The organism is Burkholderia sp. NLJ2 (assembly GCF_049487195.1).
GTDB classification, from domain to species: domain Bacteria; phylum Pseudomonadota; class Gammaproteobacteria; order Burkholderiales; family Burkholderiaceae; genus Burkholderia; species Burkholderia pyrrocinia.
This window is the reverse complement of sequence record NZ_CP137809.1, coordinates 929,109-954,405: the sequence shown is the minus strand read 5'-3', so window position 1 is coordinate 954,405 and position 25,297 is coordinate 929,109. Positions and strand designations below refer to the sequence as shown.

At 59.7% G+C, this 25,297-nt stretch carries 21 protein-coding genes and 2 pseudogenes; 8 read left to right on the top strand and 15 right to left on the bottom strand.

Annotated features, from left to right (window positions below; translation table 11 throughout):
* Nucleotides 1-20 precede the first annotated feature (20 nt).
* The 7 genes from R9B84_RS20900 to R9B84_RS20870 all read left to right on the top strand — a co-directional run bounded on the left by R9B84_RS20900 (nt 21) and on the right by R9B84_RS20870 (nt 9,460).
* Nucleotides 21-2,111 (top strand): hypothetical protein, encoded by a 2,091-nt coding sequence (locus R9B84_RS20900; protein ID WP_423760257.1) that lies wholly within the window; start codon nt 21-23, stop codon nt 2,109-2,111.
* 45 nt (nt 2,112-2,156) lie between these two features.
* The gene (locus tag R9B84_RS20895) at nt 2,157-3,308 is read left to right on the top strand and encodes an ABC transporter ATP-binding protein (RefSeq protein WP_423760256.1); all 1,152 of its coding nucleotides are present in this window, start codon (nt 2,157-2,159) and stop codon (nt 3,306-3,308) included.
* A 43-nt stretch (nt 3,309-3,351) separates the two neighbouring features.
* A complete protein-coding gene (locus R9B84_RS20890) occupies nt 3,352-4,590 on the top strand; it encodes an ABC transporter substrate-binding protein (protein WP_423760255.1) in 1,239 nt (412 codons plus the stop codon).
* 25 nt (nt 4,591-4,615) lie between these two features.
* Entirely contained in the window at nt 4,616-5,530 is a 915-nt protein-coding gene (locus R9B84_RS20885) for a carbohydrate ABC transporter permease (RefSeq protein WP_423760254.1), read from the top strand.
* A complete protein-coding gene (locus tag R9B84_RS20880; RefSeq protein WP_423760253.1) occupies nt 5,531-6,382 on the top strand; it encodes a carbohydrate ABC transporter permease in 852 nt (283 codons plus the stop codon).
* A gap of 4 nt (nt 6,383-6,386) precedes the next feature.
* Nucleotides 6,387-8,528 carry an alpha-galactosidase gene (locus R9B84_RS20875; RefSeq protein WP_423760252.1) on the top strand — a complete coding sequence of 714 codons (2,142 nt, stop codon included), beginning with the start codon at nt 6,387-6,389 and terminating at the stop codon, nt 8,526-8,528.
* A gap of 239 nt (nt 8,529-8,767) precedes the next feature.
* A complete protein-coding gene (locus tag R9B84_RS20870) occupies nt 8,768-9,460 on the top strand; it encodes a response regulator transcription factor (protein ID WP_423760251.1) in 693 nt (230 codons plus the stop codon).
* Nucleotides 9,461-9,553: 93 nt separating this feature from the next.
* Here the strand turns inward: R9B84_RS20870 and R9B84_RS20865 are convergent, their stop codons facing one another.
* The gene (locus R9B84_RS20865) at nt 9,554-9,709 is read right to left on the bottom strand and encodes a transposase (protein ID WP_423760250.1); all 156 of its coding nucleotides are present in this window, start codon (nt 9,707-9,709) and stop codon (nt 9,554-9,556) included.
* A 429-nt stretch (nt 9,710-10,138) separates the two neighbouring features.
* Here R9B84_RS20865 and R9B84_RS20860 point away from each other — a divergent pair, with 429 nt between their 5' ends.
* Nucleotides 10,139-10,423, top strand: coding sequence for an H-NS family nucleoid-associated regulatory protein (locus R9B84_RS20860; protein ID WP_423760249.1), 285 nt, complete (start codon nt 10,139-10,141; stop codon nt 10,421-10,423).
* An 81-nt stretch (nt 10,424-10,504) separates the two neighbouring features.
* Here the strand turns inward: R9B84_RS20860 and R9B84_RS20855 are convergent.
* From R9B84_RS20855 to sctV, 14 genes and pseudogenes are all read right to left on the bottom strand, one after another.
* A pseudogene (locus R9B84_RS20855) lies at nt 10,505-10,615 on the bottom strand (IS3 family transposase); the annotation flags it as partial.
* A gap of 14 nt (nt 10,616-10,629) precedes the next feature.
* Nucleotides 10,630-10,749, bottom strand: a pseudogene (locus tag R9B84_RS20850) (IS1096 element passenger TnpR family protein); the annotation flags it as partial.
* 151 nt (nt 10,750-10,900) lie between these two features.
* The gene (locus R9B84_RS20845) at nt 10,901-14,821 is read right to left on the bottom strand and encodes a hypothetical protein (protein WP_423760248.1); all 3,921 of its coding nucleotides are present in this window, start codon (nt 14,819-14,821) and stop codon (nt 10,901-10,903) included.
* Nucleotides 14,822-15,454: 633 nt separating this feature from the next.
* On the bottom strand, nt 15,455-16,570 hold the full coding sequence (locus R9B84_RS20840; RefSeq protein ID WP_423760247.1) for a hypothetical protein: 1,116 nt from the start codon (nt 16,568-16,570) through the stop codon (nt 15,455-15,457).
* A gap of 264 nt (nt 16,571-16,834) precedes the next feature.
* Nucleotides 16,835-17,290, bottom strand: coding sequence for a CesT family type III secretion system chaperone (locus tag R9B84_RS20835; protein WP_423760246.1), 456 nt, complete (start codon nt 17,288-17,290; stop codon nt 16,835-16,837).
* A gap of 110 nt (nt 17,291-17,400) precedes the next feature.
* Nucleotides 17,401-17,688 (bottom strand): hypothetical protein, encoded by a 288-nt coding sequence (locus R9B84_RS20830; protein WP_423760245.1) that lies wholly within the window; start codon nt 17,686-17,688, stop codon nt 17,401-17,403.
* A 125-nt stretch (nt 17,689-17,813) separates the two neighbouring features.
* Nucleotides 17,814-18,062 carry a type III secretion protein gene (locus R9B84_RS20825; protein ID WP_423760244.1) on the bottom strand — a complete coding sequence of 83 codons (249 nt, stop codon included), beginning with the start codon at nt 18,060-18,062 and terminating at the stop codon, nt 17,814-17,816.
* A gap of 55 nt (nt 18,063-18,117) precedes the next feature.
* Nucleotides 18,118-19,167 carry a secretion protein gene (locus tag R9B84_RS20820; RefSeq protein ID WP_423760243.1) on the bottom strand — a complete coding sequence of 350 codons (1,050 nt, stop codon included), beginning with the start codon at nt 19,165-19,167 and terminating at the stop codon, nt 18,118-18,120.
* 141 nt (nt 19,168-19,308) lie between these two features.
* Nucleotides 19,309-20,229: a hypothetical protein gene (locus R9B84_RS20815; RefSeq protein ID WP_423760242.1), complete on the bottom strand. Its 921-nt coding sequence runs from the start codon at nt 20,227-20,229 to the stop codon at nt 19,309-19,311.
* A gap of 37 nt (nt 20,230-20,266) precedes the next feature.
* Nucleotides 20,267-20,530 carry a type III secretion system export apparatus subunit SctS gene (gene sctS, locus R9B84_RS20810; RefSeq protein ID WP_423760241.1) on the bottom strand — a complete coding sequence of 88 codons (264 nt, stop codon included), beginning with the start codon at nt 20,528-20,530 and terminating at the stop codon, nt 20,267-20,269.
* 22 nt (nt 20,531-20,552) lie between these two features.
* Nucleotides 20,553-21,203 (bottom strand): type III secretion system export apparatus subunit SctR, encoded by a 651-nt coding sequence (gene sctR / locus R9B84_RS20805; RefSeq protein ID WP_174418844.1) that lies wholly within the window; start codon nt 21,201-21,203, stop codon nt 20,553-20,555.
* Complete coding sequence (sctQ, locus tag R9B84_RS20800) at nt 21,187-22,266, bottom strand: type III secretion system cytoplasmic ring protein SctQ (protein ID WP_423760240.1); 1,080 nt, start codon at nt 22,264-22,266, stop codon at nt 21,187-21,189. Before sctQ ends, sctR begins: the two co-directional genes overlap by 17 nt.
* A gap of 221 nt (nt 22,267-22,487) precedes the next feature.
* Complete coding sequence (sctP, locus tag R9B84_RS20795; protein ID WP_423760239.1) at nt 22,488-23,162, bottom strand: type III secretion system protein SctP; 675 nt, start codon at nt 23,160-23,162, stop codon at nt 22,488-22,490.
* A 9-nt stretch (nt 23,163-23,171) separates the two neighbouring features.
* On the bottom strand, nt 23,172-25,289 hold the full coding sequence (sctV, locus tag R9B84_RS20790) for a type III secretion system export apparatus subunit SctV (protein ID WP_423760238.1): 2,118 nt from the start codon (nt 25,287-25,289) through the stop codon (nt 23,172-23,174).
* Nucleotides 25,290-25,297 lie beyond the last annotated feature (8 nt).

The window sequence follows — 25,297 nt, the reverse complement described above, 5'->3', positions numbered from 1 at the left end:
CTGAACAGGAGGCGGAAGCGATGTTGCATAACTTTCAGCGGCTGCCGCGCCGCTCTCGTGCTGGCCTGGTGGCCGTCCCCGTCGCGTTGGCGATGCAGGTCGTCGTGCCCGCATTCGCATGCGCTGCCACGCTGCAGTTCAATGACCCGGGTTTCGAGGCCGGCTCGAGTCGCGGTTGCTCCGGCTCGTGGGGCGTATCCGGCGCTGGATGCGCAACGAACAACACGCACTCGGGCGTGTATGCCGCGTACTTGAACGGGAGCGACGGAAACTCGATCTCACAGACCATTACGTCGCCGGTCGATGGCACCTTCGACTTTTCTGCATGGATCTCGGTTGCTACCGTGGGCTCGGACGGGTCGACAGCAGGCAGCGGCGGAACGTTTTCTATTCAAGTAGGCAACAATAGCGCGCAAACGATCACGATACCGTCGGCGGTATCCACGACCAACTACATCAAGTACACGCTGCCGCGCCTGGCCGTGAAAACGGGTGACTCCGTCAGGATCGGCTTCAACTCGTCGAGCGGCCGTCAATGGATCAACATCGACGACATCGAGATCGTGCCATCCGCACCGAACGATCCACAGATCTCGTCGGACGGTTCCACCGACGGCAATACGCTCGTTGCAATGTTCAACTGGGCAAAGGTGAAAGCGAATTCGTGGGTCCGTTACACCGGTGCGACCGGCGTGATCAATATGGACGAAAACAACAAAAGCGGGACCACGACGGCGACCTACGCGTCCAGCTATTGGGCAGGCTATCCATTCCGTTCGGACTTCTACTCCCGAGATTTTGCGCACCAGTTCGTCGGCGCGCACATCCTCGGACTGGATGAGCAGAACAAGGCCATGTTGAATGCCTTTGCGGGCTCGGTGAAGGCGGACGGATATCCGGTCTGGTCGCTCAACTTCGACGGCGCCACCCCCGGCTCGATCGACTATACAAGCGATTCGTCATTTGTCCGCGAACTGCCTGCACCCTTCGAACTTGCGCAGCGGGTGAGCGATGGCTATAAGTGGACCGGCGACGCCGGTTACACCGACAAGAACGGTAAGCTGTACCCGTTCGTCAGGAATACGGTCAGCACCTTCGTAAGCAACCACTACGGAACGCTTAAGGACGGCACCGCCAACGGCCGGCAGGTCAATATCGCGCAAGAGAGCGGCAGCGACATATTCAAGGGCGTCGCCAGCTACAACGAAGGCACCGGGGGCAGCCCGGTGGAGGCGGCGGACGTGCTGTCGAGCCAATACCAGGCCTATCTGGCCATGGCAGCGTTGGCCACGGCCAACGGCGATCCAACGACGGCAAGCGACTACGCGCAAAAGGCCGGCGATCTGCAGACCTATTACAACGCCGGCACCTGGAGTGGTCTCGATTCGAGCACCAGTTCGGCGAACTCGACGAACGTGATTCGAAGTTACGATTCCAAGGCGGCCTCGTCGACAGCCTGGGGCGCCGAAATGAGCTGGTTCCCGCCGATGAAAGGCATCATGAAAGCGGGCACGCCTCGCAACGACTACATGAGCTGGCTCAACACCACGGCGCTCAAAGCCGGCTCCACGCCGCCCAACCTCGAGGCGATCACCTATTTGCCCGACGCCTTCTTTGCCGTTCACGACGGCACGACCGGCTGGGCTTGGATGCAATACATCTATAACCGGATCAATAGCGTGCATGGCGGCTATGGCGCCAACTTTGTGAACGGTGACTATCCTGAGGTGTCCTTCACACTCATCGGGCAAGTCGTTCAGGGCTTGCTCGGCGTGCAGCCCGAAGCCGCGGACAATAAGATCACGACCGCTTCGCAGTTGCCAAGTTCAATAGGCTGGCTTCAGGTCACCAGTATCCCGGTCGGCAACGGCAAGATCACGCTTCGGCACGACGGCGCGACCAAGAGCACGCTCTCCAACACCAGTTCGTCCGGCGGTCCGACGTACTCGTGGCATGCACGTTTTCCCGGAACGTATCGCAGCATTGTGGTCAACGGCGCGAATCAGGCACTGAAGACCGAGCAGCCGGAAGGAAGCAACGGTCCTGCATATACCTACGCGGACGTCTCTGTCGCGCCGGGTAGCAGCGCTGTGGTTCAGGTTTCGCCCTGAGGACAATCGGCCTTCTTTGGCATTAACGGTTTCGCAGAGGTACCTATGTCAAGCATCGCGCTCAAGGGCGTATTCAAATCCTATGGCAATCACGAACCAATCATTCGAGGCGTCGACCTGGATGTCGCACAAGGTGAGTTTTGCGTGTTCGTCGGCGCCTCGGGCTGCGGCAAGTCGACTCTGCTGCGCATGATTGCCGGCCTGGAAGACATCACCGGCGGCGAACTGTTCATCGGCGACCGGAAGATGAACGATGTGCCGCCAGCGCAGCGCCGTGTCGCAATGGTATTCCAAAGCTACGCGCTCTTTCCCCACATGACGGTCTACGAGAACATGGCCTTTGGTCTGACGCTGGCCAAGGTCGACAAGGGTGTGATTCGCGAAAAGGTGGGACGGGCTGCGCGCATTCTGCAACTGGAGCATCTGTTGGGCCGTCTCCCCAAAGCGCTGTCCGGCGGACAACGGCAGCGGGTGGCGATCGGTCGCGCGATCGTCCGCGAGCCGGGTGTGTTTCTGTTCGACGAACCGCTTTCGAATCTGGATGCGGCCCTGCGGACGCAGACGCGTTACGAGATCGCGAAAATACATCGCGACAGTGGTTGCGCCTCCACCATCTACGTGACGCACGACCAGGTCGAGGCCATGACCCTTGCCGATCGGATCGTGCTCTTGAATTCGGGCAAGGCCGTGGATCAAGAGGGCAGCATCGCGCAATGCGGTGCGCCGCTGGAGTTGTATCACCGACCTCGGAATCTGTTCGTGGCGGGTTTCATCGGATCGCCGAAGATGAACTTCGTTTCAGCCACCCTTGTATCGGCATCCGAACGAATTGCCAGGGCCAGGTTATCTGGAGGCGAGATGCTTGACGCGTGGGTCGACGCGCGACGTATACCGTTGGGCGAGACGGTGACGCTCGGGATGCGTCCGGAGGATACGGGACTGGGAGGCGATACCCAGCATCTGGTCCGGGAAGTCCAGTGGCAGGAGCGGCTGGGGGATGTCACTTACGTCTATCTGCGCAGCGGCAACGAGCATGCCCCGTGGGTGGCCAAGATGCCGGGCACAGTGCATGTTCGAGCCGGGCAGCGTCTCGCCGTGCCCGTTCCGCCGACGGCCGTGCATGTTTTCGACTCGCGCGGCGAATCGGTGCCTCGCTGTATCGAAGACTCGGCACTGGTTGCCCCTCTCGCTGCCTGATTTACAGCTGCGTCGCACACGGCGCACATTGGAGGAGATTGGAATGAGCATTCGTGTATGCGGGCTCGCCATAGCCATGGCGACGTTGTGCACGGCGGTTGCGGTATCGGCGAGTGCCGGGACGCTGGTACTCAATTCGGACACGTCGGATCCGGCTGCGAAAGCGGCCTTCGAGGCGATCGTGAAGGGCTTCGAAGCAGAGAACCCGGACGTGGACGTAAAAATGAACACGTTCGATCACGAAGGCTACAAGACCTCGATCCGCAATTTCCTGACGGCGAATCCCCCTGACGTGGTGACCTGGTACGCAGGGCACAGGATGGCCCCGTTCGTCGACGCGGGACTGTTCGACGATGTAACCGATCTGTGGACGCAGAACGGATTGAGCGAGAAGCTCAAGACCGCGGCTGACTCGATGACAATCGACGGCAAGAAATGGGGCATTCCCTACCTCTACTACCAATGGGGCATCTACTATCGCAAGGACATTTTCGCGAAACTGGGTATCCAGCCGCCGACCACCTGGAAAGCGTTGCTCGACGCATGCGCGAAGCTCAAGGCGAGCGGCATTGTGCCGTTTGCGATCGGCACGAAGCAGACGTGGACTACCGCAAGCTGGTTCGATTATCTGAATCTCCGCGTGAACGGCTATGCGTTTCACATGGATTTCACAAGCGGCAAGATCCCCTACACCGACAAACGCGTGCAGGCCGTATTCGATCGGTGGGATGAACTAACGAAGCCAGGATACTTCCTTCCTGATCATGCATCCTACACGTGGGAGGAAGCCGTTCCGGCGCTGGTGAAGGGCGACGCTGCAATGTATCTGATGGGGAGTTTTGCGGTCGCGCCCATGCAGGAGGCAGGCCTCGGTCCTGACAAGCTCGGTTTCACGCCGTTTCCGACCATCACCCCCGATCTGCCTCGTTCGGAAGAAGCACCGATCGATACGGTACATATCCCCTCAAAGGCGAAAAACAAGACGGACGCGCGACGCTTGCTGGTCTATATGTCCCGTGCAGATGTCCAAAGCAAGGTCAGCCAGATCCTGAAAGAACTGCCGGTCAACAAGGATGCGGCGCCGCCGGCCGATCCCTATCTGAAGGCGGGCCTCGTGCTCCTTGCGAACGCCAGCGGACTCTCTCAATTCTACGACCGCGACGCACCCGCAGAGATGGCAAAAGCGGGCATGGATGGATTTCAGCGCTACATGCTGAAACCCGATGCTCGCCAGACAGTGCTGGAGCGTCTGGAGCAGGTGCGCAAGCGCGTATACAAGTGAGTTTGGGCCACCAGGGGAGAGACTAGTGAACACGACCTTTCGACCGGATCGCGTATCGGCCTGGCAACGCCATCAGCGCGGCATCGCACCGTGGCTCTTTCTTGCCCCGGCGCTGATCGTCTTCGCGATCTACGTGATAGCACCGGTATTCCAGTCGATCGGGCTTAGCTTCTACGAATGGGACGGACTGGGCAAAGCCCGGTACATCGGTTTCGCCAATTACGTGGAGCTGTATCGCGATCCGGATTTTCTGAGCGCGCTGAAGAACAACCTGATCTGGCTGATCGGCTATCTTCTCGCGATTCCCGCCGGATTGTTCATGGCGCTGTTTCTCAATCAGGCGGTATTCGGTGTGCGCGTCATCAAGTCGCTGTTTTTTTTCCCGTTTGTCATCTCGCAGGCAGTGATCGGCCTCGTCTTCAGCTGGTTCTATGATCCGAGCAATGGCTTGCTCTTTCACTTCCTTCATTTTTTCGGCGTCGTTCCGGTTGCCGTGCTGTCGGACGACAGATTCGTCACGTACGGCGTCGTGGCAGCCGGTCTTTATCCGCAGATCGCCTATTGCATGATTCTCTATCTGACCGGGCTCAACAACGTGCGGGCCGACCTCATCGAGGCGGCTCGCCTGGAGGGGGCGGGGGGCTGGAAGATGTTGACGCGGGTCGTATTGCCGCAGTTGCGCTCCGCGACGTTCGTCGCTGTAGTCGTGACCGTTGTCGGCGCACTGCGTAGCTTCGACATGATCTCGGTCATGACCCAAGGCGGTCCTTACGGATCCTCCCGAGTACTTGCCTACTACATGTACGAGCAGGCACTTAGCGAATATGGCTATCGAATGGGCTATGGCTCAGCCATTGCGACAGTGTTGTTTCTGATCATGCTGGTCTACATCGGATTCGTGCTGATGCGTATCCACCGACGGGAAAAGGAGCATGACTAAGTGTTTCCGATGCCGATTGATCGAACGAGCAAATCCGTTCAATACCTGTATCGAATTGCACTCCCGTTGGCGCTGGCGATCTGGCTTTTGCCGCTGATTGCCATCGCACTCACATCGATCCGAGGACCGGCGGACCTGCGTGCGGGAAACTATTGGGGACTGCCGAACCAGTGGCAACCGATCGAGAACTATGTTGCGATTTTTCAGTACACGCCACTCGCGCGCTACATCCTCAATAGTTTCTTGATCACTGTTCCCGCCGTTGCTGGCGCGCTTGCGCTGAGTTGCCTTTCCGGTTTCGCGCTGGGAATCTACCGGTTCCGGTTGAATCTGCCGGTATTCTTCCTATTCGTTGGGGGAAATTTCGTGCCGTTCCAGATCCTCATGGTTCCGGTACGTGCACTTAGCCTGCGATGGGGATTGTATGACTCGGTGCCAGGCCTGGTGTTGTTTCATCTCGCGTTTCAAAGCGGCTTCTGTACGTTCTTCATGAGGAGCTTTATCCGCGAACTGCCTATCGAATTGATCGACGCGGCCCGCATTGAAGGCGCGACCGAGTTCAAGATCTTCCTCAAGATCGTGCTACCCCTTGTGAAGCCGGCCGTCGCAGCGTTGTCCGTGCTCATCTTTACGTTTGTCTGGAACGACTATTTCTGGGCGACGGTGTTGATCCAGGGTGACCATGCAATGCCGGTTACTGCAGGGCTGAAAGCGCTGAATGGGCAATGGGTGGCGCAATGGCAACTTGTATCCGCCGGTTCCATTGTTGCAGCTCTTCCGCCGGTACTCGTGTTCTTCCTCAGGCAAAAACACTTTATTGCGGGCCTCGCGATGGGCGCCACCAAGGGATAACCGAATGCCCGAAACCCCGTTTGTCCACCTCGCGAGCGAAGGCATCAGCCTGCTGCTGGAACCGGTCGCCGACGGAGTGCCTATCTTGCGCCATTTCGGAGCACGTCTTGGCGAATGCGACGACATCTGGCCTGCTGCCGGAATGCGGCCGCCGCCACCGACGCTGCTCGACGGTGATCCCCCTCTGAGCGTGCTGTCGACACACGGCTTTGGCTGGTTCAACCAACCGGCGATCGCAGGGAGCCGTCCGGGTAATGAGGGAGATCTTGACTGGGCGCTGAATTTCAAACAGGACAGTATCGACAGGAGCGGACACGCGCTGCTCATCACGTTGAGTGACGAACTTGCCCGACTGAGGGTGAAACTCGGCTATGCGTTGGAATCGGGATCGGATGTCGTAAGTACGTGGGCTGAAGTCGAAAATTTTGGCGACACGGAGTTCAGGCTCGATTGGCTGGCGGCGGCCTGCATTCCGTTACCGCCCCGAACCGATCAGGTACTGGGTTTCTCGGGGCGATGGACGCTGGAGTTCCATGAGGCCCGCGAACCCCTCGGTATCGGCACATGGCGTCGCGACAATCGGCGGGGGCGCACGTCACACGATTCGTTCCCGGGCGTGATGACCGGTACCACGCTGGCCGATGATACGGGGGGCGTTTTCGGCGCCCACCTGGGTTGGAGCGGAAATCACACGATACTCATCGAACCGTTGTCGGACGGTCGTCGTCAGTTACAGATGGGCGAATGGCTCGCGCCTGGCGAGGTCGTACTTCGCGCCGGAGAGCGCTACCGCACGCCGACTGCGCATCTGTCGTTCAGCTTATGCGGCCTGAATGGCCTGAGTGCCAATTTCCATCACTTCGTTCGGCAACACGTATTGAGTTGGCCGGGCAATCAGATGGCACCCCGCCCAGTTCATCTCAATACCTGGGAAGCCGTGTATTGCAACCATGATCTTGTCGGCCTCAAAGCACTGGCGAGCGTCGGGGCTGAAGTCGGCGTCGAACGCTTTGTGCTGGATGATGGCTGGTTCCACGGACGAAGCAGCGACCGCGCCGGGCTCGGTGACTGGCAGCCGGATACGCACAAATATCCGCACGGCTTGACTCCGCTCGTCGATCACGTGCGCGCCCTCGGCATGCAGTTCGGCTTATGGGTGGAACCGGAGATGGTGAACCCGGATAGCAATCTCCATCGCGCTCACCCGGAATGGGTATTGCGGCTCGAAGGGCGTCCCGTGGTGACGGGGCGCAATCAACTGGTCCTTGATCTCGCCAATGGGCAGGTTTTCGAATGTGTGTTCGATCAACTGGATGGGTTGCTGCGCGAATACCCGATCAGCTATCTGAAGTGGGACATGAACCGCGATCTCGCCGCTGCCGGGCATGATGGCCGTGCTGCCTACCGGCTACAGACGAATGCCCTCTATCGACTACTCGCACGCCTGCGTGCGGCCCACCCGGAAGTGGAAATCGAAAGCTGCGCGTCCGGTGGCGGGAGAGCCGATTATGGCGTGCTTTCGCACATGCATCGCGTATGGACCAGCGACTGCAACGACGCATTGACGCGTATCGATATTCAACGGGGCTTCCTGCGTTTCTTTCCCCCTGAAGTCATGGGCGCCCATATCGGGCCGGCGCTTTCCCATACTACCGGCCGTCAGCACATGCTGGCCTTCCGAGCGGCGGCAGCACTGTTCGGGCATCTCGGCCTGGAAATGGATGTTAGGCTACTTGACGTTACCGAACGAACCGAACTTGCATACTGGATCTCCGTTTACAAGGAGTGGCGCAATGTCGTGCACGGAGGCACGCTGCGGCAGGGTGGGTCAGAAGGGCCTTGTGCGTGGCTGCAGGTAACGGCCAAGGATCTCGGATCAGCGCTCATTGCCGTTTACCGGCGCAATGAAGAGCGTGCTCGCTATATGCAGCCGCTGACGGTCAATGGCCTCGATCCGGAACGGCGCTATCGGCTGCAAGCGATCAGCGTCCCGGTTGCGCCTCATTTCACGCAGCAGACAGATCTGCTCCGCGACCTCATTGAGGGCAACGTCGTCCTTTCTGGTGCGACACTGCGCGGAGTCGGGTTGCCGCTGCCGCCGATGCCACCGGAATCGGCGGTCGTTATCAGCTGCAGAGCGGTATAAGTGGCGCGGAGATACAACCCGTACGTTCGGACGGTATCTTCGCAATTGAAGGGGGCTCCGCCGGTCGTCGTGCCCGCGTTCTGATCGCAACATCGCGCAAGGTTGGCTTCGGCGGAGTCGGGTTTGCAGAGCTGGCGTGTGGCCTCGCCGCGGCCAGCGCACAATCTCGGCTTGCCCCTTCCTGCGGACCGAGGCTGGCTCGTCGGTTTGCTGCGAAGGCGCTGGAGTCGAGACGGAAAATGATGATCTACCTGATTGAGGACGACGAGATTCAGGCCCGGCAATATGCGGCCATACTCGAGCATGCGGGCTATGAGATGCGCATTCTGCCGGACGGTGAACGCGCGTTGCGCGAGATTCAGCGCGTCGTCCCTGACGTGATCGTGCTGGATCTTCGATTGCCAGACATCGACGGATTGGAAATCATCGCCTGGGCGCGCGCTCGCTACACGTTTCTTCCGATTCTCGTGCTGACGAATGCGGTGCTCGAGTCCGACCTCGTGGAGACGCTCGAGGCCGGCGCCGATGACTTCCTTGTCAAGCCACCCCGCGAACGCGAGCTCGTCGCGCGCGTCAACGCCCTTCGTCGCAGGACGGGCATCGATAGACAATGCCCTGACATCATCGAAATAGGGCGTTACCGCGTCTCGACTGTCGAGCGAGCGGTGTATCTCGCCGACGAACGGATTCCCCTGTCTCCGAAGGAATATGACGTCGTCGAGCTTCTGGCGAGAAATGTCGGACAAGTCGTGCCACGCAAGACCGTCATCAACCGCATATGGGGACAAGCGTCCGAAGACGAGGGCTCCCGGTCGCTCGACACGCACATTTATCGAATTCGGAGAAAGATGGACCTTTCGCGCCGAAATGGTGTGATGTTGCGCGTGATTTATACGCATGGATACAGGTTGGAAAATTTAATCGGCATGTGAAATGAGTCCGATTTTTTAATATCGATGAGCGCGCTCGCATTGTCGAGCTGCTCGCTGGCAGAAATTAGTCCCGGTGCGACCACGCTTCCGCGGTTACCGCCGCCGCCAAGCGGAGACGGCATGGGTGTCGATGTCATGCCGGCGCACCACAATCGAAACCGACGCTTCCGGTTCCAGGGCCTCCTTGATCACCTGCGGTTTGAATTCTCGCGCGTACGTCGAGCGGACGGAGCGCTCCGCATTCAACATGGCTCGCGGCCTCCGGCAATCTCACCGTGTCGATCATGCAGGCAGATACACATCAATTGGAACCGGCCACGCCAAGATGCTTACCTTCCGCGTGCGTCAATCGATTCAAGGTAAATGGCAAGCGATCATTGGTTAACGATATTTATTATTTTTGTCCATGAATGTTCAGATTTCGGATCGTCAGTGCGAAATAAATTCTCATTGCAACGCCATGATTCAAGAATTTGTTTTCATGAGGACGGAAATGCACGGAACTTATCGTGTTGACTGGAGCGAGTCGCGGGGAAAGGTCATTCTCGAATCGGTGCTCTGGCATCGGTCGATGACGCTACTGCACCAGACGACGCAAGGCAATTGGCGACCGGTCATCGACAGGACGACCGACGCGCTGAGTAGACATCAGGTGCAACGACATGAGAGGCGCGCGTCATGAACAACGACCCACAATTGAGTGAGACGTGGCTGGAGATACATTCGGAAATCGAAGCTTTACGTCAAAAGGCAAAGGCAGCGGCGATCCTGCAGATCAGGCTGTTGATGACGCAATATGGAATCCTGCCGAGCGACCTGAGGGGCGTCGGCAGCGTATCGCCATGTCGCAACTCGAAACCCGAATACTGGAATCCGCAAACTGGTCAGACGTGGACGGGACGAGGCAGGATGCCAAAATGGCTGGTCGGGAAGGATCCGGAGTCGTATCGGATTGCGAGGTAATCCGGGATCCAGCAGGAGAGGCTGGAAAGGCCGCGAGAGATCGGCGAATGGTGACCTGCGGCGGAATTTTGTGACCGGTCGGGCAGTGAGACTCGCGTCGATATTATCGGAATCCAGCCAGGTTCGACGGACCATGGAGGGAGGTTGATAGCGATGTGCGGTATGGGGCCGGCGCTCGTTGTAGAACTGCCGCGGTAATGTTCAGCCTCTTCGCTAGTTTCCGCTTTCTCGACGACGATGGCGTGTTCCCGGCCGTCCCCGAAGTCGTACCGGTATAAGAAGCGCGAGCCAGGTTTCAGGACCTTCTGCAGTCGAACCTTCCGGTCCAGTAGTGTTAACCGGCCTAAGAGGTGCCGCGTGTCCTGAGATTCAAGGGGCGGCTTCATCGACAACCATGCCGCCCGCCAATGTTGCGACCCATGACCTTCAACGACTGCCGCAACCCTGCCTTGAGTACGACAGTCGCAGCGCTTTTGTTCAATCCTCCGTAGGGGCGGAGCGGCGAGCCGATGGCTGATTCTGCACTGTTTCGCTCACTTCCCGGATGATTTCGCCTTGCAGCTTGTTGATGCTGGCCGCAGCGCGTGCATCTGAGGGCGCTAGGGCTTTCAGAGCGAATTTTGCCGAGTTGAACGACTCTCTGAAGGCTTTTCCCACCTCGCCGGCAATGCGCCGTTTGGCAGAGCGTCCTTCACCAGCTTTTGCCTGCGATTCGATTTCATCGTAGCGTGCGCCTGCGTTGGGGTCAGCGACCTTCGGCATGCCCAGCATCTTGCCTTGGTGGGTCGGATGCGGCAGCGTTCCATGGCGGTCGAAACTCATGGTCTTGTGGGTTGTCTTGCCCTGGAGCAGTTGGAGCAGAAACTCGGCAGTAACGTTGTCCATCCGACGAAGCGCGCCAGCCATCCCTTGCTCTCGGAACGTGAAGGGAGCGTGGCCTTCCCTGTTCCGCAGATCGTCCGGCTTCAGCAACGGGCGTTCTGCAGCACGGGTCCGGGAGGCCGGCAGGTAGGGCGCTTGCATCGGGTTGAAGACCTGGGCGATTTGCCCACCCATGGCCATTGCTGCGCGGAATCCGTCATGGTTGACGGGGTTGTCTCTGCCCAACAGGGTCTGCGTGGCGGACGACACGCCGGTCGTAACACCGCCTGCTGCAGCGGATACGGTACCCACGCTTGCCGCCATGGCCAAGCGTGCTCCTGCACGAGCCAAGCCGGGGCCGCTGACTTCAGAATAGCTGCGTGCCTGCATTTGCGACGAGTCATAGCCGACGTTCGCGCGGTGGTAGATATTGAAGCGATCAGAAACATGATCAAATTGATCCTGCCTGTAGTGGAAGTGATCGGTGGCCAGTTGCGCGATGTCTGACTCGCAGGCAGTGATCTGGGTTTGGTGCTTCCTGATCTCTTTCCGGATCGCATTGAAGTCGTATGTCTGTTCTGTCCGCAACATTGATAGCTGCTCGACGAGAGACGGGCCGCGAGCGTGCGAGTTCGACAATACATTGCCCGCTTCCAGACGCTGCCGGAAATGATTCAGGTCATCCTTGCTTAGCGTGGCATTCGGATACATCAACGAGGTCACGAGGTTGGTCAGCGCATCCTCGTCCATGCGTATCTCATGGGTCTGATTCAGGACAATCGCGGCTTGCGCAAGATCGTCGAGCAGTCGCCGGCCCCGTTCGGCGGCTTCTGGCAGCTTGCCCAGTTGGGTATGCGCACCTTTGATCTTTTCTTCGAGGCGCTCGGACTTCGAGGATTTGCTCGAGCGAATGCTGCGGGTTGTGAATGCCAGGTCGGAAGCGTTCTCCGGCGGGTTTGCGCCAAGTGTCGTCGCGACACCGTGAATCGCGGCGACGTTGTCTTTCGCTTGCTTGATGACTGGCGCGATGGTCGCGGCCCGGCTGATGGTTCGTTCGGCGGCGTTGATATCGGCAACGTCTTTCTCATGCCGGACCATCAGTTCGAGGGCTGCCATCCTGTGTTCAATATCCGGGATGCCCATGTTGAGCAGCAGTCTGGCTTCAATGCCGCCGATTTGAGCGCGGTGCTTTGCTACGGAGTCGGCCAAATCGTCGATTCGGCTGATGACCACGGCATCGATCTGTGCGTCATGCTGCTTCTGCAGACTGGGTGCAAAGGCTTGCTCGATATTTTTGGCGATGGCGTCGGCTGTCTTGGTGCCTTCGCCGGGCAAGATGGACTTGGACAATCGGGCGTCTACGGCTGCCTTGGCGTCGTGCTTCACCACGGCTTCTCCAGCCATAAGCGCGCCCAGCTTGCCGAAAATATGGTTCGTCACAAGACCCACGGCGGCGCTCACGCCTGCGGTTCCCACGCCCGGTGCTGCAATCGTTCCTGCGACCGCACCCGGGACGGCGGCCACGAAGCCGCCTGCCGTGGGGATCGCGGCGTTGATAATCGCTCCCCGAACCGTGCTTCGGGTCGAGGAGTCCGTGGCGGTGTGGTCCAGAAATTGGGATTGTGCCGAAGACTTGATGGCTTCCAGCCCCTTCAGCTCCTCGCTGATGGACACGAGCATTTCGGCCGCATGCCCTGGATGAGCGATGATGTTGTCATTGAGCGTGTGCACTGTGGTATCGGCTGACGCACTGAGTCTGTTCTGCAAAGTACTCCGCTTGTCGGCTGATCGAATCTGGCTGATTATGTCCGCCGCGAACCGGGTCAGCGTGTCGCTCGGCTGCGCCGAGCTTTCATCTGAACCGAACAAGATTTCAATGACGGCAAGCCGAAGAAAGGCCGCCTCATTGGACATCTTCCCGAAGGAACTTTTTGCAACTACGGCGTCCAGGCGTTGGAGCTGGTAGCCTTGTGGATCCTCTGACTTCAGCGCCGCGCATGTATCTCTCAGAACGCCGATCAGGTGGTGGTTGTCCCTGAGGAACTGCGTGGCCTCGTCTGCAGAGGTGAACCTTGTCTGCAAGTGATGGAGGAGCAGGCTGGTGACCTCGGCGAGTTCGTGAACCACGCGAGGTGGCGAGTCGGATCGCATGCGGTCGATGGCCTCTTCGCAGGTCTTGATGATCTCCCGGTTGGCCTTGAAGTGGGTGCTCTTGATGACGTTCGACCACAGCGGCGGCGCAATATCCGCGTCGGCATAGCGCCGCAACATCCTGGCGTTGGAGACGACGTCTCCTGAAAGTTGCTGCGTGGCCACGGCCATGGCGTTGGTGGCGATGGAAGACGCGAACCTCGCCGTGCCTTTGACCACATGCCCCGCATAGGGAGCAAGCGCAAGGGCTTTGATGGTGGCACCATCCAGCAACTGAGTGGCAATGCTCGCAAGCGCGAGTGTGTTGCCCGCAGTAGCGGTCATGCGTCCCACGCCATAGTTCAGGTCGGAGAACTGCTGATTCATGTGCTTCAGCATCCGGCTCTGTTGTGCGTCCATACCGACGTACTGGCCGCAGCGGTCATGAATCTCGGCCCAGGCCTCCTTGCGCGCAGCCTCCAGACTGGGCTTGACCTGCAGGTCGAATTCAGGGTCTTTGGATTCGTTCAGCGCTGCACCGACCTTGCTCGCATATTTGGTCAGCGCAGCCTCGAAGACCTGAGCCTGCTGCTGCACGACCTCGGGACGGGGGCACATGAACGCGTCCACAAGCTTGAGCGCGGTCTTCAGCGTCAAGGCATCGCGGGCCAGCTCCTGGCCGGGAGTTAGGTTGCCTCCGGCAAGATGCCGCATTACGTCACTTTTCACCAGCAGCTTGTTCGAGACCCGGTCGATGGCGGCTTGGACGTTATTTGATTCTGCTCCGGCCCGGTTCTGAACCGCCGCCTTGACATCCTCTGCGAATGCCTGGCAATCCCGCGCGATCATCCTGCCAATGTTCTCGTGCGACATGACGGACCTGATGATCTCCGCCCGGCCAGAGGGCATCGAGTCGTGACCGAACGCGTGCCGTCGGTCCATGCCCCGTCGCGCGTCCATCGATTGGACGGGTTTGCTGTCGACGATCGCGTTGTTGATGGCGCGCGAGGTCGAGAAATCCATAATGCCGCAAATCTTGGCGTGAACATCGTCTTTATGTTCCTGCAGGATCTTGCCGATCTTGTCTACTGCAGTGGAAACGACGGCGTCGGCGATCTGCCTTGCATCGACCTCGCTGATCCCGCAATCCTTTTGCAGCTGAGCAGACAGTTTCTCTTTGGCCAGGCCCAGCGACGAATCCGGTTTTTGCAAATCACTTGTCAGCAGCACGGTAGTTGACAGCCGAACGTCTTCGGCGGAAGGCCGACTTTCATGTTGGGCACCAGCCTTGATCTTCTCGAATAGGTTGTTGGTTGCAAACCGAGTGTTCTGGACAACTCCGACGAAGCCACTTTCCGCGGCCGTGGCATGCCCGTAGTTTATGCGGTGCTCCAGCTTGTTCAGCATGGATGCGCTTTCGCCGGGGCGATTCACGGCAGTGTCGACCACGGCTGCCACTCGCGCCGACTGTTGCGGGAAAGCCTGGAGAACCGGGTGGGTTGCAAGCTGCGATGACGTGCTGGCTGACGAACTCGGCATACCCGGCTGTGATGGCGTGCGCGGCGTCAACGGACTGATTGCCCCCGAGGGAGTCGGCGGGCTACGCAAATTCGTAGGGGAGGGCGTCGAATTCTGCGGGGAATTATCGGGATGCGAGCCCGAGTTGTTGTACTTGTTGCTAACGTTTGATGGCATGGAGACCGTCCTTGGCCAAAAAAGGTGTTTCGGGCACATCACGCAACCCGCACGTCGGATTCAAAATACTAACGCACGGATCGACATTTATCGTCTGCAATGCGAAATGATTTCATGATAGGCGAAGCTGGTTTCACATATGCGGGCGCGCTGTAGGCCCAGGACTCTGCGGTTCTGTCGCGATGAAGCGCTGCAGTAAAAATCGGCGGAAGGAAATTGATGAAGCCCGAGATCTGGACGTGATCCTGCTGTGTGCGGCGGTGTGTGGCATGTGCAGTCGGCAAGCGCTGGCGGATGGACGAAACCCATATCAGGGTCGGCTGCGACTGGAAGCCTGGTTCCACGCTACGCCCTGAGCGCATTCGAAAATTCCGGCCGCCATTTTTCCTTCAGTACGACGCCGTGCTGCCGGTAGAACGCCTCAAGTGCCTCGGGCGTTTCGATCACGCTCCATGTTCCGCGATCGCACATCGCGAGTGGGAACGACGCTTGCACCGCAGCTTTGTTGATCACGGCGCCTTGCTCGTTCAACCGCATATGCGCGATGTAATTGTATTGCGGGCCGTGCTGTATCAGCCTATGTGAGCTTGACGACGCCTTGCGCACAGGATCGATCGCGCCGATGGCGGCATTGAGCGATTGCATGATGCGATGTTCGTCGCGACTGCCGCTCGCCACAGGAGCGCGATGTCCCGCCATATTGAGCATGTCATGCATGTCGTAGTCGCCGGTGTAGGGCAGGCTCTTCCAGAAAGGCCCGGTCAGCCCCGACGGATCTCGCGTATTCTTGAGCAATGCCAGGCTGCCTTCGAGATCGTCGTGATCGACGGGATAGTAGCGCTGGCCCGAAGGTGTCGATTTCAGCGCGTGGAGCAACGCCGGTGTGTCGCGCTCATTCACAGCTGGGCCCACATAGAGGCCGAGCAGTTTGTCGTTGGCCCAGTGTCCGACATAGCCATCGATGTCCGCTCGTTCAATCTGCGCCAGCCTGCGTTGGGCATCTGCGCCGTAGACTTCTTGCAGGGAACCGGGCTTTATCGTCTTTTCGAGGATGTCGTGGCCTTTGGCGGGCGCACCGTAAGCCAAGCGCTTCAGGGTCAACTCACCGCTTGCCCGGAAGCTGACGGCAAAAGCCCCCGATCGGGCCGCTGCCGATATTGCACGAAGATGCTCTGGCCTGACAAACGTTCTAGCAATTTCGGCTTCGACGGGTGCCTGTTTGCGGCTTGCGTCAAGTTGCACGCGGCTCGTCACTGCCCGCGCATTCGTGGCCGAGAGTTTGGGTGGTCGAACCGACACGCGCCGTACCACATCCGTGTTGAGCGCGCTCAGTCCGGACAGCGAACCAGTGTCCCGGTCGACGTTGGCAACCTGCGGTGCTACGCGTGCGGTGTCATCGGGGGAAACGGATTCGGGCGTAGATGCATGTGCGATCACGCCACGATTAGACGCGGTTTTCATGTTCCAGTTTTCCCTGGCAGGTAGTTGAAGTACTCCCTCGGGACGCGGCAGTGGCCATTCCGAGGGCCGCCGCGCCGGCTTGCTGCCCTGCTCGATCGTGAGACTGCCATGCCATGAGCGAATTGACACCGCCGAAGGGCAGAACAGACTATTCGGAGGCGGCCAGATAGCACCGGCCGCACGGCAGCATGGTCGCAACTTCCGAATGCCGTTGCCTGCGGGCGATGCCTGCACATGACGCGGACCGCAGCGGCTGGCGGCACGTCAAGCGCGCAGCCAGAAATATTCGCCTGAAGCGATGCCCTCGAACATTTCATCGCTCGATTCGATGATGTTCTGCCGCCAGTAGCGGCCATGTTCCGCGTAATGGGCGAGCAGGTCGGCCAGTTCCTGACCGTCAATACCGCTGCTGAACGGCAACCGAATAATCAGTATGATGCCGCCCGTGTCCGTATCGATGCCGAGTTGGGCCTGATCCTGCGCATAGATGAGCAGGTTCGCCTCGAGCATCAACCTGAATACTGTCAATGTCCGACCAGCCGTTACCGTGCCGAAATGAAAATTGGCGTACATCGCCTCCGTGTCGTTGTCGAAACAATCGAAGCGGACATCAAAGCCTTCAACTTCAATCGTGCGGGCTTCCAGTACGTTGTCGACGTTGGCGAGTCCGACGATCGCACACAGATCCTGAATCAATCGGATATAGCGCTCGGTGCTCATGCCATAAAAATTCGATGGCCGATAGGCGTGACAGAACAAAAGCCGGCCAATGTCCTGGAAGTTGGCCGGTTTCCGGAGCCCGAAAGGACGGGCATCCGGAATTCAGTCGATTAGCCGCCTTGCGCCGCGCTCTTGACGTTACTGGCACCGCTTTTCATCACGTTGGTGAGCGCCGCGGTCATCGCCTGCTGGAGCTGCATCTGCGCGGAAGCCAGCGTCATCGTATTCATCTGGTTGCTGATCGATTGCATCTGGGCCTGGGTTGACGCCGCGTCGGTACCACCCTGCGCCGTGCTTGCCCCTCTGGTGGCGATATTTGATGCGGTGCTCGCCGCACTGTCGACCACGTCGAAACCACTCTTGAGGTTACTGAGAGTATTGCCAAGTGAAAGTGCCATAATGACCTCGCTCTAGTTTAAGACTACTTAGATCAATGCCGATTCTCCTGCGCTGAAACGTCGTCACCCACGCAGCAAGACAGGCTCGTGTTGCAGGCAGGCATGACACCTGCACGTGGCGCGTGTCAGGTTGTCGGCGCCTTTGCTGCTTCCTGCAATCCGGTGAGTACACGGGATGTCGCGAGAAACCCGCGATACAGCTTCGCGAGATTGCTTCGGTCGAAGTCGGTCAACGCAGGTTCGGTGCCGAGGCGTTCCGCGACCGCTTCGATTGCGGTGCACAGTTCGCGGAGCCGGCCATCGCCGGCTGGGTCATTCAGCAGAGTACGGACTTCGTTGAAGTCTCGTGCAAAAGGCTCCAGTGGTTCATACATGGAAAGATTCTCCAGAGAGTGGGTGGGGCAGCGGTGTACGATTGGCCGCAGATGATCAACCCGGCATATTGGGCGGAAGCGGGGGCACGCCATGGCGCACAGGAGGCGCGTTGCCGCGGATGGGCGCGTTGTCTCCCATCTTGGTCGGTGTCTCGGTCACGTAGATGTGTTTTATGCCGTCCGAAGTCTGCGCGTATTGCACGTCGTCCGCCGAGACCATTTCCGCATACGACGTCGAATTGGCCGCCGCCGCCTCCGCGACCGATTCCGGCGCGGTGACGATGACTTCCGTGACGTTCGGGTCGAGATCGGAGCGGACCCGTGCGACGGCTGCTTCGAGCGCTTCACGGCTGCCCGCCGATCCCTTTACCACGAAGCGGCCACCACCCGCATACTCGACCTGCACACCAGGAACGCCGAGCGAATCCTCGATGTTGCGCGAAACCTGTTGCGCGATGTCGTATCGGCTTACGATGCCGGAAGTCGCGATGCTGGCGAGCAGCGTGCGCACCACCGCGGCGTCGGTCGCGCGCGCGACCATCCCGGTTACGACGACTGCTTCGCCGACCGGGTGCGCTTGCAGCCCGTCAATGTGAGCGGCCGCGAGTGCCCCGACGATGCGCTGAGCGCGATAGCCGACGTTCGGCGGTGGCGCGGCCCGGCTCGTTTGTGACGTCGATATCGCAACCACCGCAAGCGCGAGCGAGACGAGTGCAATGCATGCCGTCGCCGTGCGCGCATAACGACGACCCCAGGCAGGCTTGCTCTCACGCCGTAAAATCAGGGTCGACAGCAGGTCGAAGTCGGACGGCCATACGGTCGCATCGGGACCTACGCAGAGGACCGTGCCATCGAATTGCATCGGAACCAGGTCGACGAACTGAATCGCCTCGGGCGCGCCCGCCGCAGCCGTCGCCTGTTCGACATCCGGCTCGACGAACCGTGCGTGCACGACGTCGTCGGCGACGTGCAGCAAAAGATCGGCGACATGCCAGTCGGTCAAACGGATGTCGGCACCGTCGTCAGAACCGATTCGATGCGTGCCGATCGCAAGCTGCAACTGCGCACCCGCATGGACACCTGTCAGAATCCGTAACAGCTTCATGGTCTCATTCCAGGGCAATGATGGAAAGTGGCGGCGATCCGCTCGTGGGTATCCACCGACTAATCGACAGTATAGGTACTCGTATCGGTTCTTTTGACGCAAACACGAAAGCGATAAGGGCTATGCGAAATGATTAATTCGCTATCCTAGCGATACGTCATGAGCGGCCGGTTTCAGCGCTGTCGTCGCCTCGCTTGCTGCCGTCGAGTGGACTGGAAGTCCATTTCGGATCGCAAGCAGCGTGGCGATCCCGCGATCGAGACGGCGCGTTGTCCTCGGCATGCCCGCTTGCAACCACGCCAACGGAAAGAGTAGGTTGAAGCGCCGCATGTCGTCATGCGTCGTTTGGTCAGGCAGGCGATCAGCTCCGGCAGCAACCTGAGCGTCGGGGGGGGAGTCGCGCAGCCGGGCGAGCGTGGTGACGAGAATCGGCCCGATGCGTCGCTGGACGAGAAGAAAATCCAACGATAACTCGAGCATCTCTGCCGCGCGCGGTGCATTTGGGGGCAGCGTGCGGAGTCCATGCATTGCGCATTCCCACGCTTTGGAAATTGCATCCGCGCGCTCGGCTTCCTGACCGGGTGCCGCGTGCAGTTCGGCGATCGTATCGAAGCGACCGCGTAGTGGGGGTAAGACGCGTGATTCGGCGGTCCGTATGCGAGGTAGTGGCTGGCGAGGTGCCAGGTCCGTAGGTTCGTCGTGCGGCTGCTCTCGCCCCCCGCGTCCGCCGCGATCGCGGTCCACACCCAGTCCGGGATCGAAATGAGGAACGGGCGCGTCGTCGCCGTCGTCGCCACCGCCATTGCCGGCGATGTTCCGGCGCGACCGGTTCGCGATCTTGCGCTTTCTCGCGAGGGCATTCATCTTGGAGGGGCTCAGAGGCCTGCCGCCGGGTACCGGGTCTTTGCTGTACGTGAAATTCGTCGTGCCGCGATATAGCGCTGCGGTCAGCGCGCTGTTGCGCGCAGCCAGCCGATCAGCGGTGCGCTGTTGTGCGTCTGCCGACTGTTGCAGCTGGGCTGTCGAGGACAGATTATTGGATATGCGAAATGATTGACTCATGCGAACCGCTTCGGGCGGCTCTCCCGCGGGTAAGCATTCATTGCGGGACGGCAAGCTGCATCATCTGAATGGCGAAATGCAGAATGGCCGCGCAGCCTGTTGGCGCGGCGACAAAGATCGTGATCGTGACCGCGATCAGCTTGACGACTTGTGGCAAGGTCTGATCCTGCAATGACGTGATCGCCTGCACGAACGATACGCCAAGCCCGACCAGCGCGGCAACGATCACGGGCGGCAGCGAGACGGTCAGGCATAGCAGCATGGCCTGCGTGGAGAAACGGATCAGCGAGTCGATTTCCATGGCGATTGACGGTCAGGCGCGCTCATTTGTAAGTCATGACCAGGCCGTGGATTAGCGCGGACCAACCATCCATTGCAACGAACAGCAGCAGCTTGAATGGTATGGCGACGTTGGTCGGTGTGATCTGATTGAGCCCCAGCGCGAGGAGCACATTGGCGATCACCAGATCGACGATGATGAACACGACGTAGAGCAGAAAGCCGATCTTGAACGCGTCGGTCAACTCCGATAGCGCGAACGCCGGGGCGAGAACGATGAGGTCGCGCTCGTTCAGGAGCGATGCTTCTTCCTTCGGCCAGACAACGGACGCGGAGCGAATGAAGAAGCGCTTTTCGCGTTCTCGGGTGTGCTTCTCGAGAAACGACCGAAACGGCTCGCGTGCCGCACCGAGCGCCTGGATCACGGCCTGGGAGGATTGCGAGGCGAGTTGTTGTTCGTCGAGCGCCTTCGCCGCCTGCATGCCGACAGGCGCCATCACGTAGAGCGATACGAGTATCGCGATACCGTTGAGAACCATATTGGGTGGAACCTGCTGCACGCCAAGGGCATTGCGCAAGAGTCCCAGCACGACGACGATCTTCGCGTAGGACGTAACGACCATCGCAATGAATGGCAACAAACTGATTGCGATGACAACTAGAAGTAACCCGGTGATGTCACTGAACTGTACCATGACGATGCGCCATCCGGATGATGCGAACGCCGAGATGCTCGCCGACTGCCACGAGTTCCCCGTAGCCGACAGTCTGACCATGCACGACGAGCTTCAACTGTGCGTCCCTTACTGCCGTGGGGAGTTCGATGACGTAGCCGGGTTCGAGCACCGACAACTGCTCGATTGGCAGTGAAACAGTATCGATCTCGAACTGCACCGGGAGCTCGAGTTCGCCGATTCGGGTTGGTTCTTCGTGCGAGGCGACGTCGATCCCGGCACTTGCCTGACTCACTTCTTCTGACATGGAAAATTCCTTTTCGATGACGAACGATTCATCGTGAATTCGCACTGCTACTTGAATGCGTATGTGTCCTCTCGCGCCCCATGCAGCTACCGCGCACCGGGATTCCGTGACTGGCATGTCTGTCGAGAACAGCGTCGCGTCGAAGTGAGGAAAGAGGCTTCGCAGGAGGACGTCGCCAGCTTCCAGCGCGTTGAGCGTGTCGACGGACAGAGTCCGTACGCCGATGATCAGCGCACCAGGTATGACCAGTGCCGGCCTGCGAGCCGCGGGCAGCGTCCGCAGCAGTGTGTCGACGATGTCGTAGCCCCGCATGGGCAGGCTGATCGCACAGTCGATGCGGCGTTCGTCGAACGCCAGCGACAGTCCGACGGCCGGTTGACCGGCCCAGTCGTCGGCGCGCTCTGCAGCGCACCGTCGCGTCACCGACACGACACACGGCGACGGAAGTCCGAAGTGATCAAGGCACTTGACGAGCGGTTCCAGCAAGATACCGGCGATGGTTCGCCTCATCGCCATCTCCTCGGATGTCGCCGTGCGTGTGCACGCGTTGTCACGCTCCGGGTAAGCCGCGATATCAAGATCGGGGTGAGCGTCGAGATCGATTGCGACGAAAACGGAAAATGCGATCGCACCGCCGGGCGCCCCAATCGACAGTTCGATCACCGCCGCGTCGACGAGACGATTGATGAAAACAAGCAAGTTGTCGACTACCGTGACGTTGCATGATGCGAGCCCGGGTACCGACGCGGCAAGTGCTCCGATACGGGTGTCGAACACGGTCCTCGATGCGCGTGCGACTGCGGGTTCAATCCGGACCGGCGAGAACGGTGCAATGGCGGGCACCGCATCTTGTCGCGCAGGAGGTTGCGGCGACGCGGATCGATCTGCCGGGCCGCCGGATGCGTTTGATGTTTCACCAGGCCCGAGGGCAACGAGGCCGAGGGGGCGGAAGGCAGTTGGATCGACGTGAAATGGAGAGGCCATGCGTTGAGAGCTGGTTACCATACGGATAGCTGAATGTCTCGGGCTTCGCCCCAAGAGCGCATCACTTTGTCGAGTTCGCGTTCGAGCAGCACGCTATGCTTCAAGAGTAAATCACGCGTCTCGCCGTCGGGAACGTCAAACCGAATTCTGATGTTGAAACGCGAAAGTGCGACATGCAGCGTCGTGTGTGGTAGCAGCTCAGGATCGAGTGGCACTTGTACTTCCCAATTGCCAGCGGACACGATTGCACTGTCGCTGCAGAATGCACCGATCTCGCGCGTCAACAGGCCAGCGATCTTCAGGAAGCGCTCCTGCCGTTCGAAGATGACTGACACGACAGGGGCGATCGCATGACGGACGTGCTCGAACAACTCATGCGAATCGATTGAGCTTGCGGCGGGCTCCGTGACGGGATTACCGTCAGGCGGTTCGTCGAACGACGCCGTCGGTGCGATTGTCGCGTTGCCGACATGGGGGGCTGCATCCGAACACGAGTTGGATTGGTGGGCGGGTGGCGAACCGGCATCCGAGTCGGGCACGGCCGGCGTGTCGCCTCGTGCATCCGAGCCGCGATGCTTTCGGCTGCGCGCGAGTGCGGCAAAGTTGAATCGACGTTCGCATGTTGTGCCCGGTGCCGCGGTCGCGCTGCCCGGGATGATGCGCAATTGACGGAAAGTGATATGCGCCATGCTGCACCATCAACTCGAGAGCGACACGCGGCCCATCGGGCGCAACTCGACGTGTTCGCCGAGTTCCTGATACGAATATACGGATAGCCAGTCAAGCCGTTGCTCGATCATTCGGCGTACATAGCGGCGGATGTCCATCGAAGTGACGAGCGCAATATCAGTGCGGGGATCCGTGCCGACAAACGATTGAACGCGATCGACAAGCAGTGTCGCCTCGTTGGGGGGCAGCGCGAGGAAATTGCCTGTCGGCGTTTGCTTGATCGCCTGGCGGATGTGCTGTTCCACCTGCAGGTCAAACAGGACGGCGGACAACACGCGTTCGCCTTGCGCTGCACGATGGGCGAGAAAGCGCGACAGGTCGCCGCGAACGTATTCGGTCAACATCAACATGTCTTTTTCCTTCGCTCCCCACGTGATCAGGCTTTCCATGATCGCACGCACATTGCGGATCGATATCTGTTCTTCGAGCAGGCGACGCAGGACGTCGGCAATCCGCGTAGACGGCAGGATCTTCAGCACTTCGGAGACGAGCCCCGGGGAGTCAGTCGCCATCTGATCGAGGATCCATTGAACCTCCTGGATACCAAGAAAAAGCGGCGCATGAGTGCGTATCGCAGCAACCGACGCGTACGCGATTATCTGTTCGGCGCGCCATACGATGTCTTTCGCCGCGACAGTCTGTTCGTCGATCCAATGGGTCGCCTGACCCCCTGCGTCGATTGGTGGGCCGGTTTCACCTTGTTCGATCAAGTGCCGGCGACGCTCCTTCTGTGCTTCTGTCAGTACGGTGTGAGCGGTCGAAAGGTGATGCTCTTGCGGCAGCATGGTCTTATGGGCCGGAAGCGTAACGGCAAGGTGCGGCACATCGTGGATCAGTACCTCGAAGGATGCCGCGGTGAGCGTTGGATGAATCCACATCGTCACGCCGGGAAAAGGAAGGCCGAGTTCGTCCTGCAGGCGTGCACGCTCGAGGTCGAGCGCTTCGTCGAGTCTCGGCAGCGCAAGACTGGACGCAAGATCCGGCGCGATCCGAACGCCGACAGCGCAAGCGAACTGGGGAGCACGAGGCAGGATCGGAGGGACGTCCGATTTTGCGCCGGAACGCTGCATCGCACGCAGTGCCTCCTGCCCTGGTCCGTGAGCCGCACCAGAAGATGGCGAGCCCTTTCGTGAAAGTCGATAGCCAGCGAATGCGAGCGCGACGGCGAGCACGACGAACAGCGCCGCGGGAAATCCCGGTACGGCGGCGAAGCCAAGCAGAAGAAACGCCGCAAAGTACAAGGCGCGAGCGCTCGAACCGAGCTGATGACCGATTTCGTCGCCGAGCGAGCGGCGCTTCGGGTCGCGCTCGTCCGTGACTCGCGTGATCATCACGCCTGCGGCGACGGACAGCAGCAATGACGGAATCTGCGACACCATCGCGTCGCCAATGGACAGCACGGAGAAGCGGTTCGCCGCATCGCCCGCCGACATCGCGTGATACGCAACGCCGACCGCAATTCCCGCGACGATGTTGATCATCGTGATGATGAGGCCGGCGATCGCGTCACCCTTGACGAACTTCATCGCGCCATCCATCCCGCCGTGCAATTGGCTTTCGACCGCGAGCGTCGCGCGCTTCTTCCGCGCCTCGTCGGCGGTCAGCAGGCCGGAACGTAAATCGGCATCAATGCTCATCTGCTTGCCGGGCAGCGCATCCAGCGTGAAACGGGCGCCAACTTCTGCAACACGCTCGGAGCCTTTCGCAATCACGATGAATTGCACGGTCGTGATGATTGCGAATACGACCAGGCCCACGACGAGGTTGCCGCCAACGACAAGCTGGCCGAAACTCTCGATAATGTTGCCCGCCTCTGCATGCAGCAGAATCGACTTGGTAGACGCGATATTGAGCGACAGCCGAAACAGCGTCGTGAACAGCAGCAACGACGGGAACGCGGACAGCGCGGCTATGTCCGGGACGTACATCGTCACCATCAGCAGCGTAACGCTGATCGTGATATTGATTCCGAGCAGCAGGTCGATCACGGCAGGCGGAAGCGGCAGTATCATCAACGAGATGATTGCAATGACCAGGGCGACGATTCCGATTTCGCCACCTGCGGGCAATTTCAACGATTTGAACATGGGCGCTC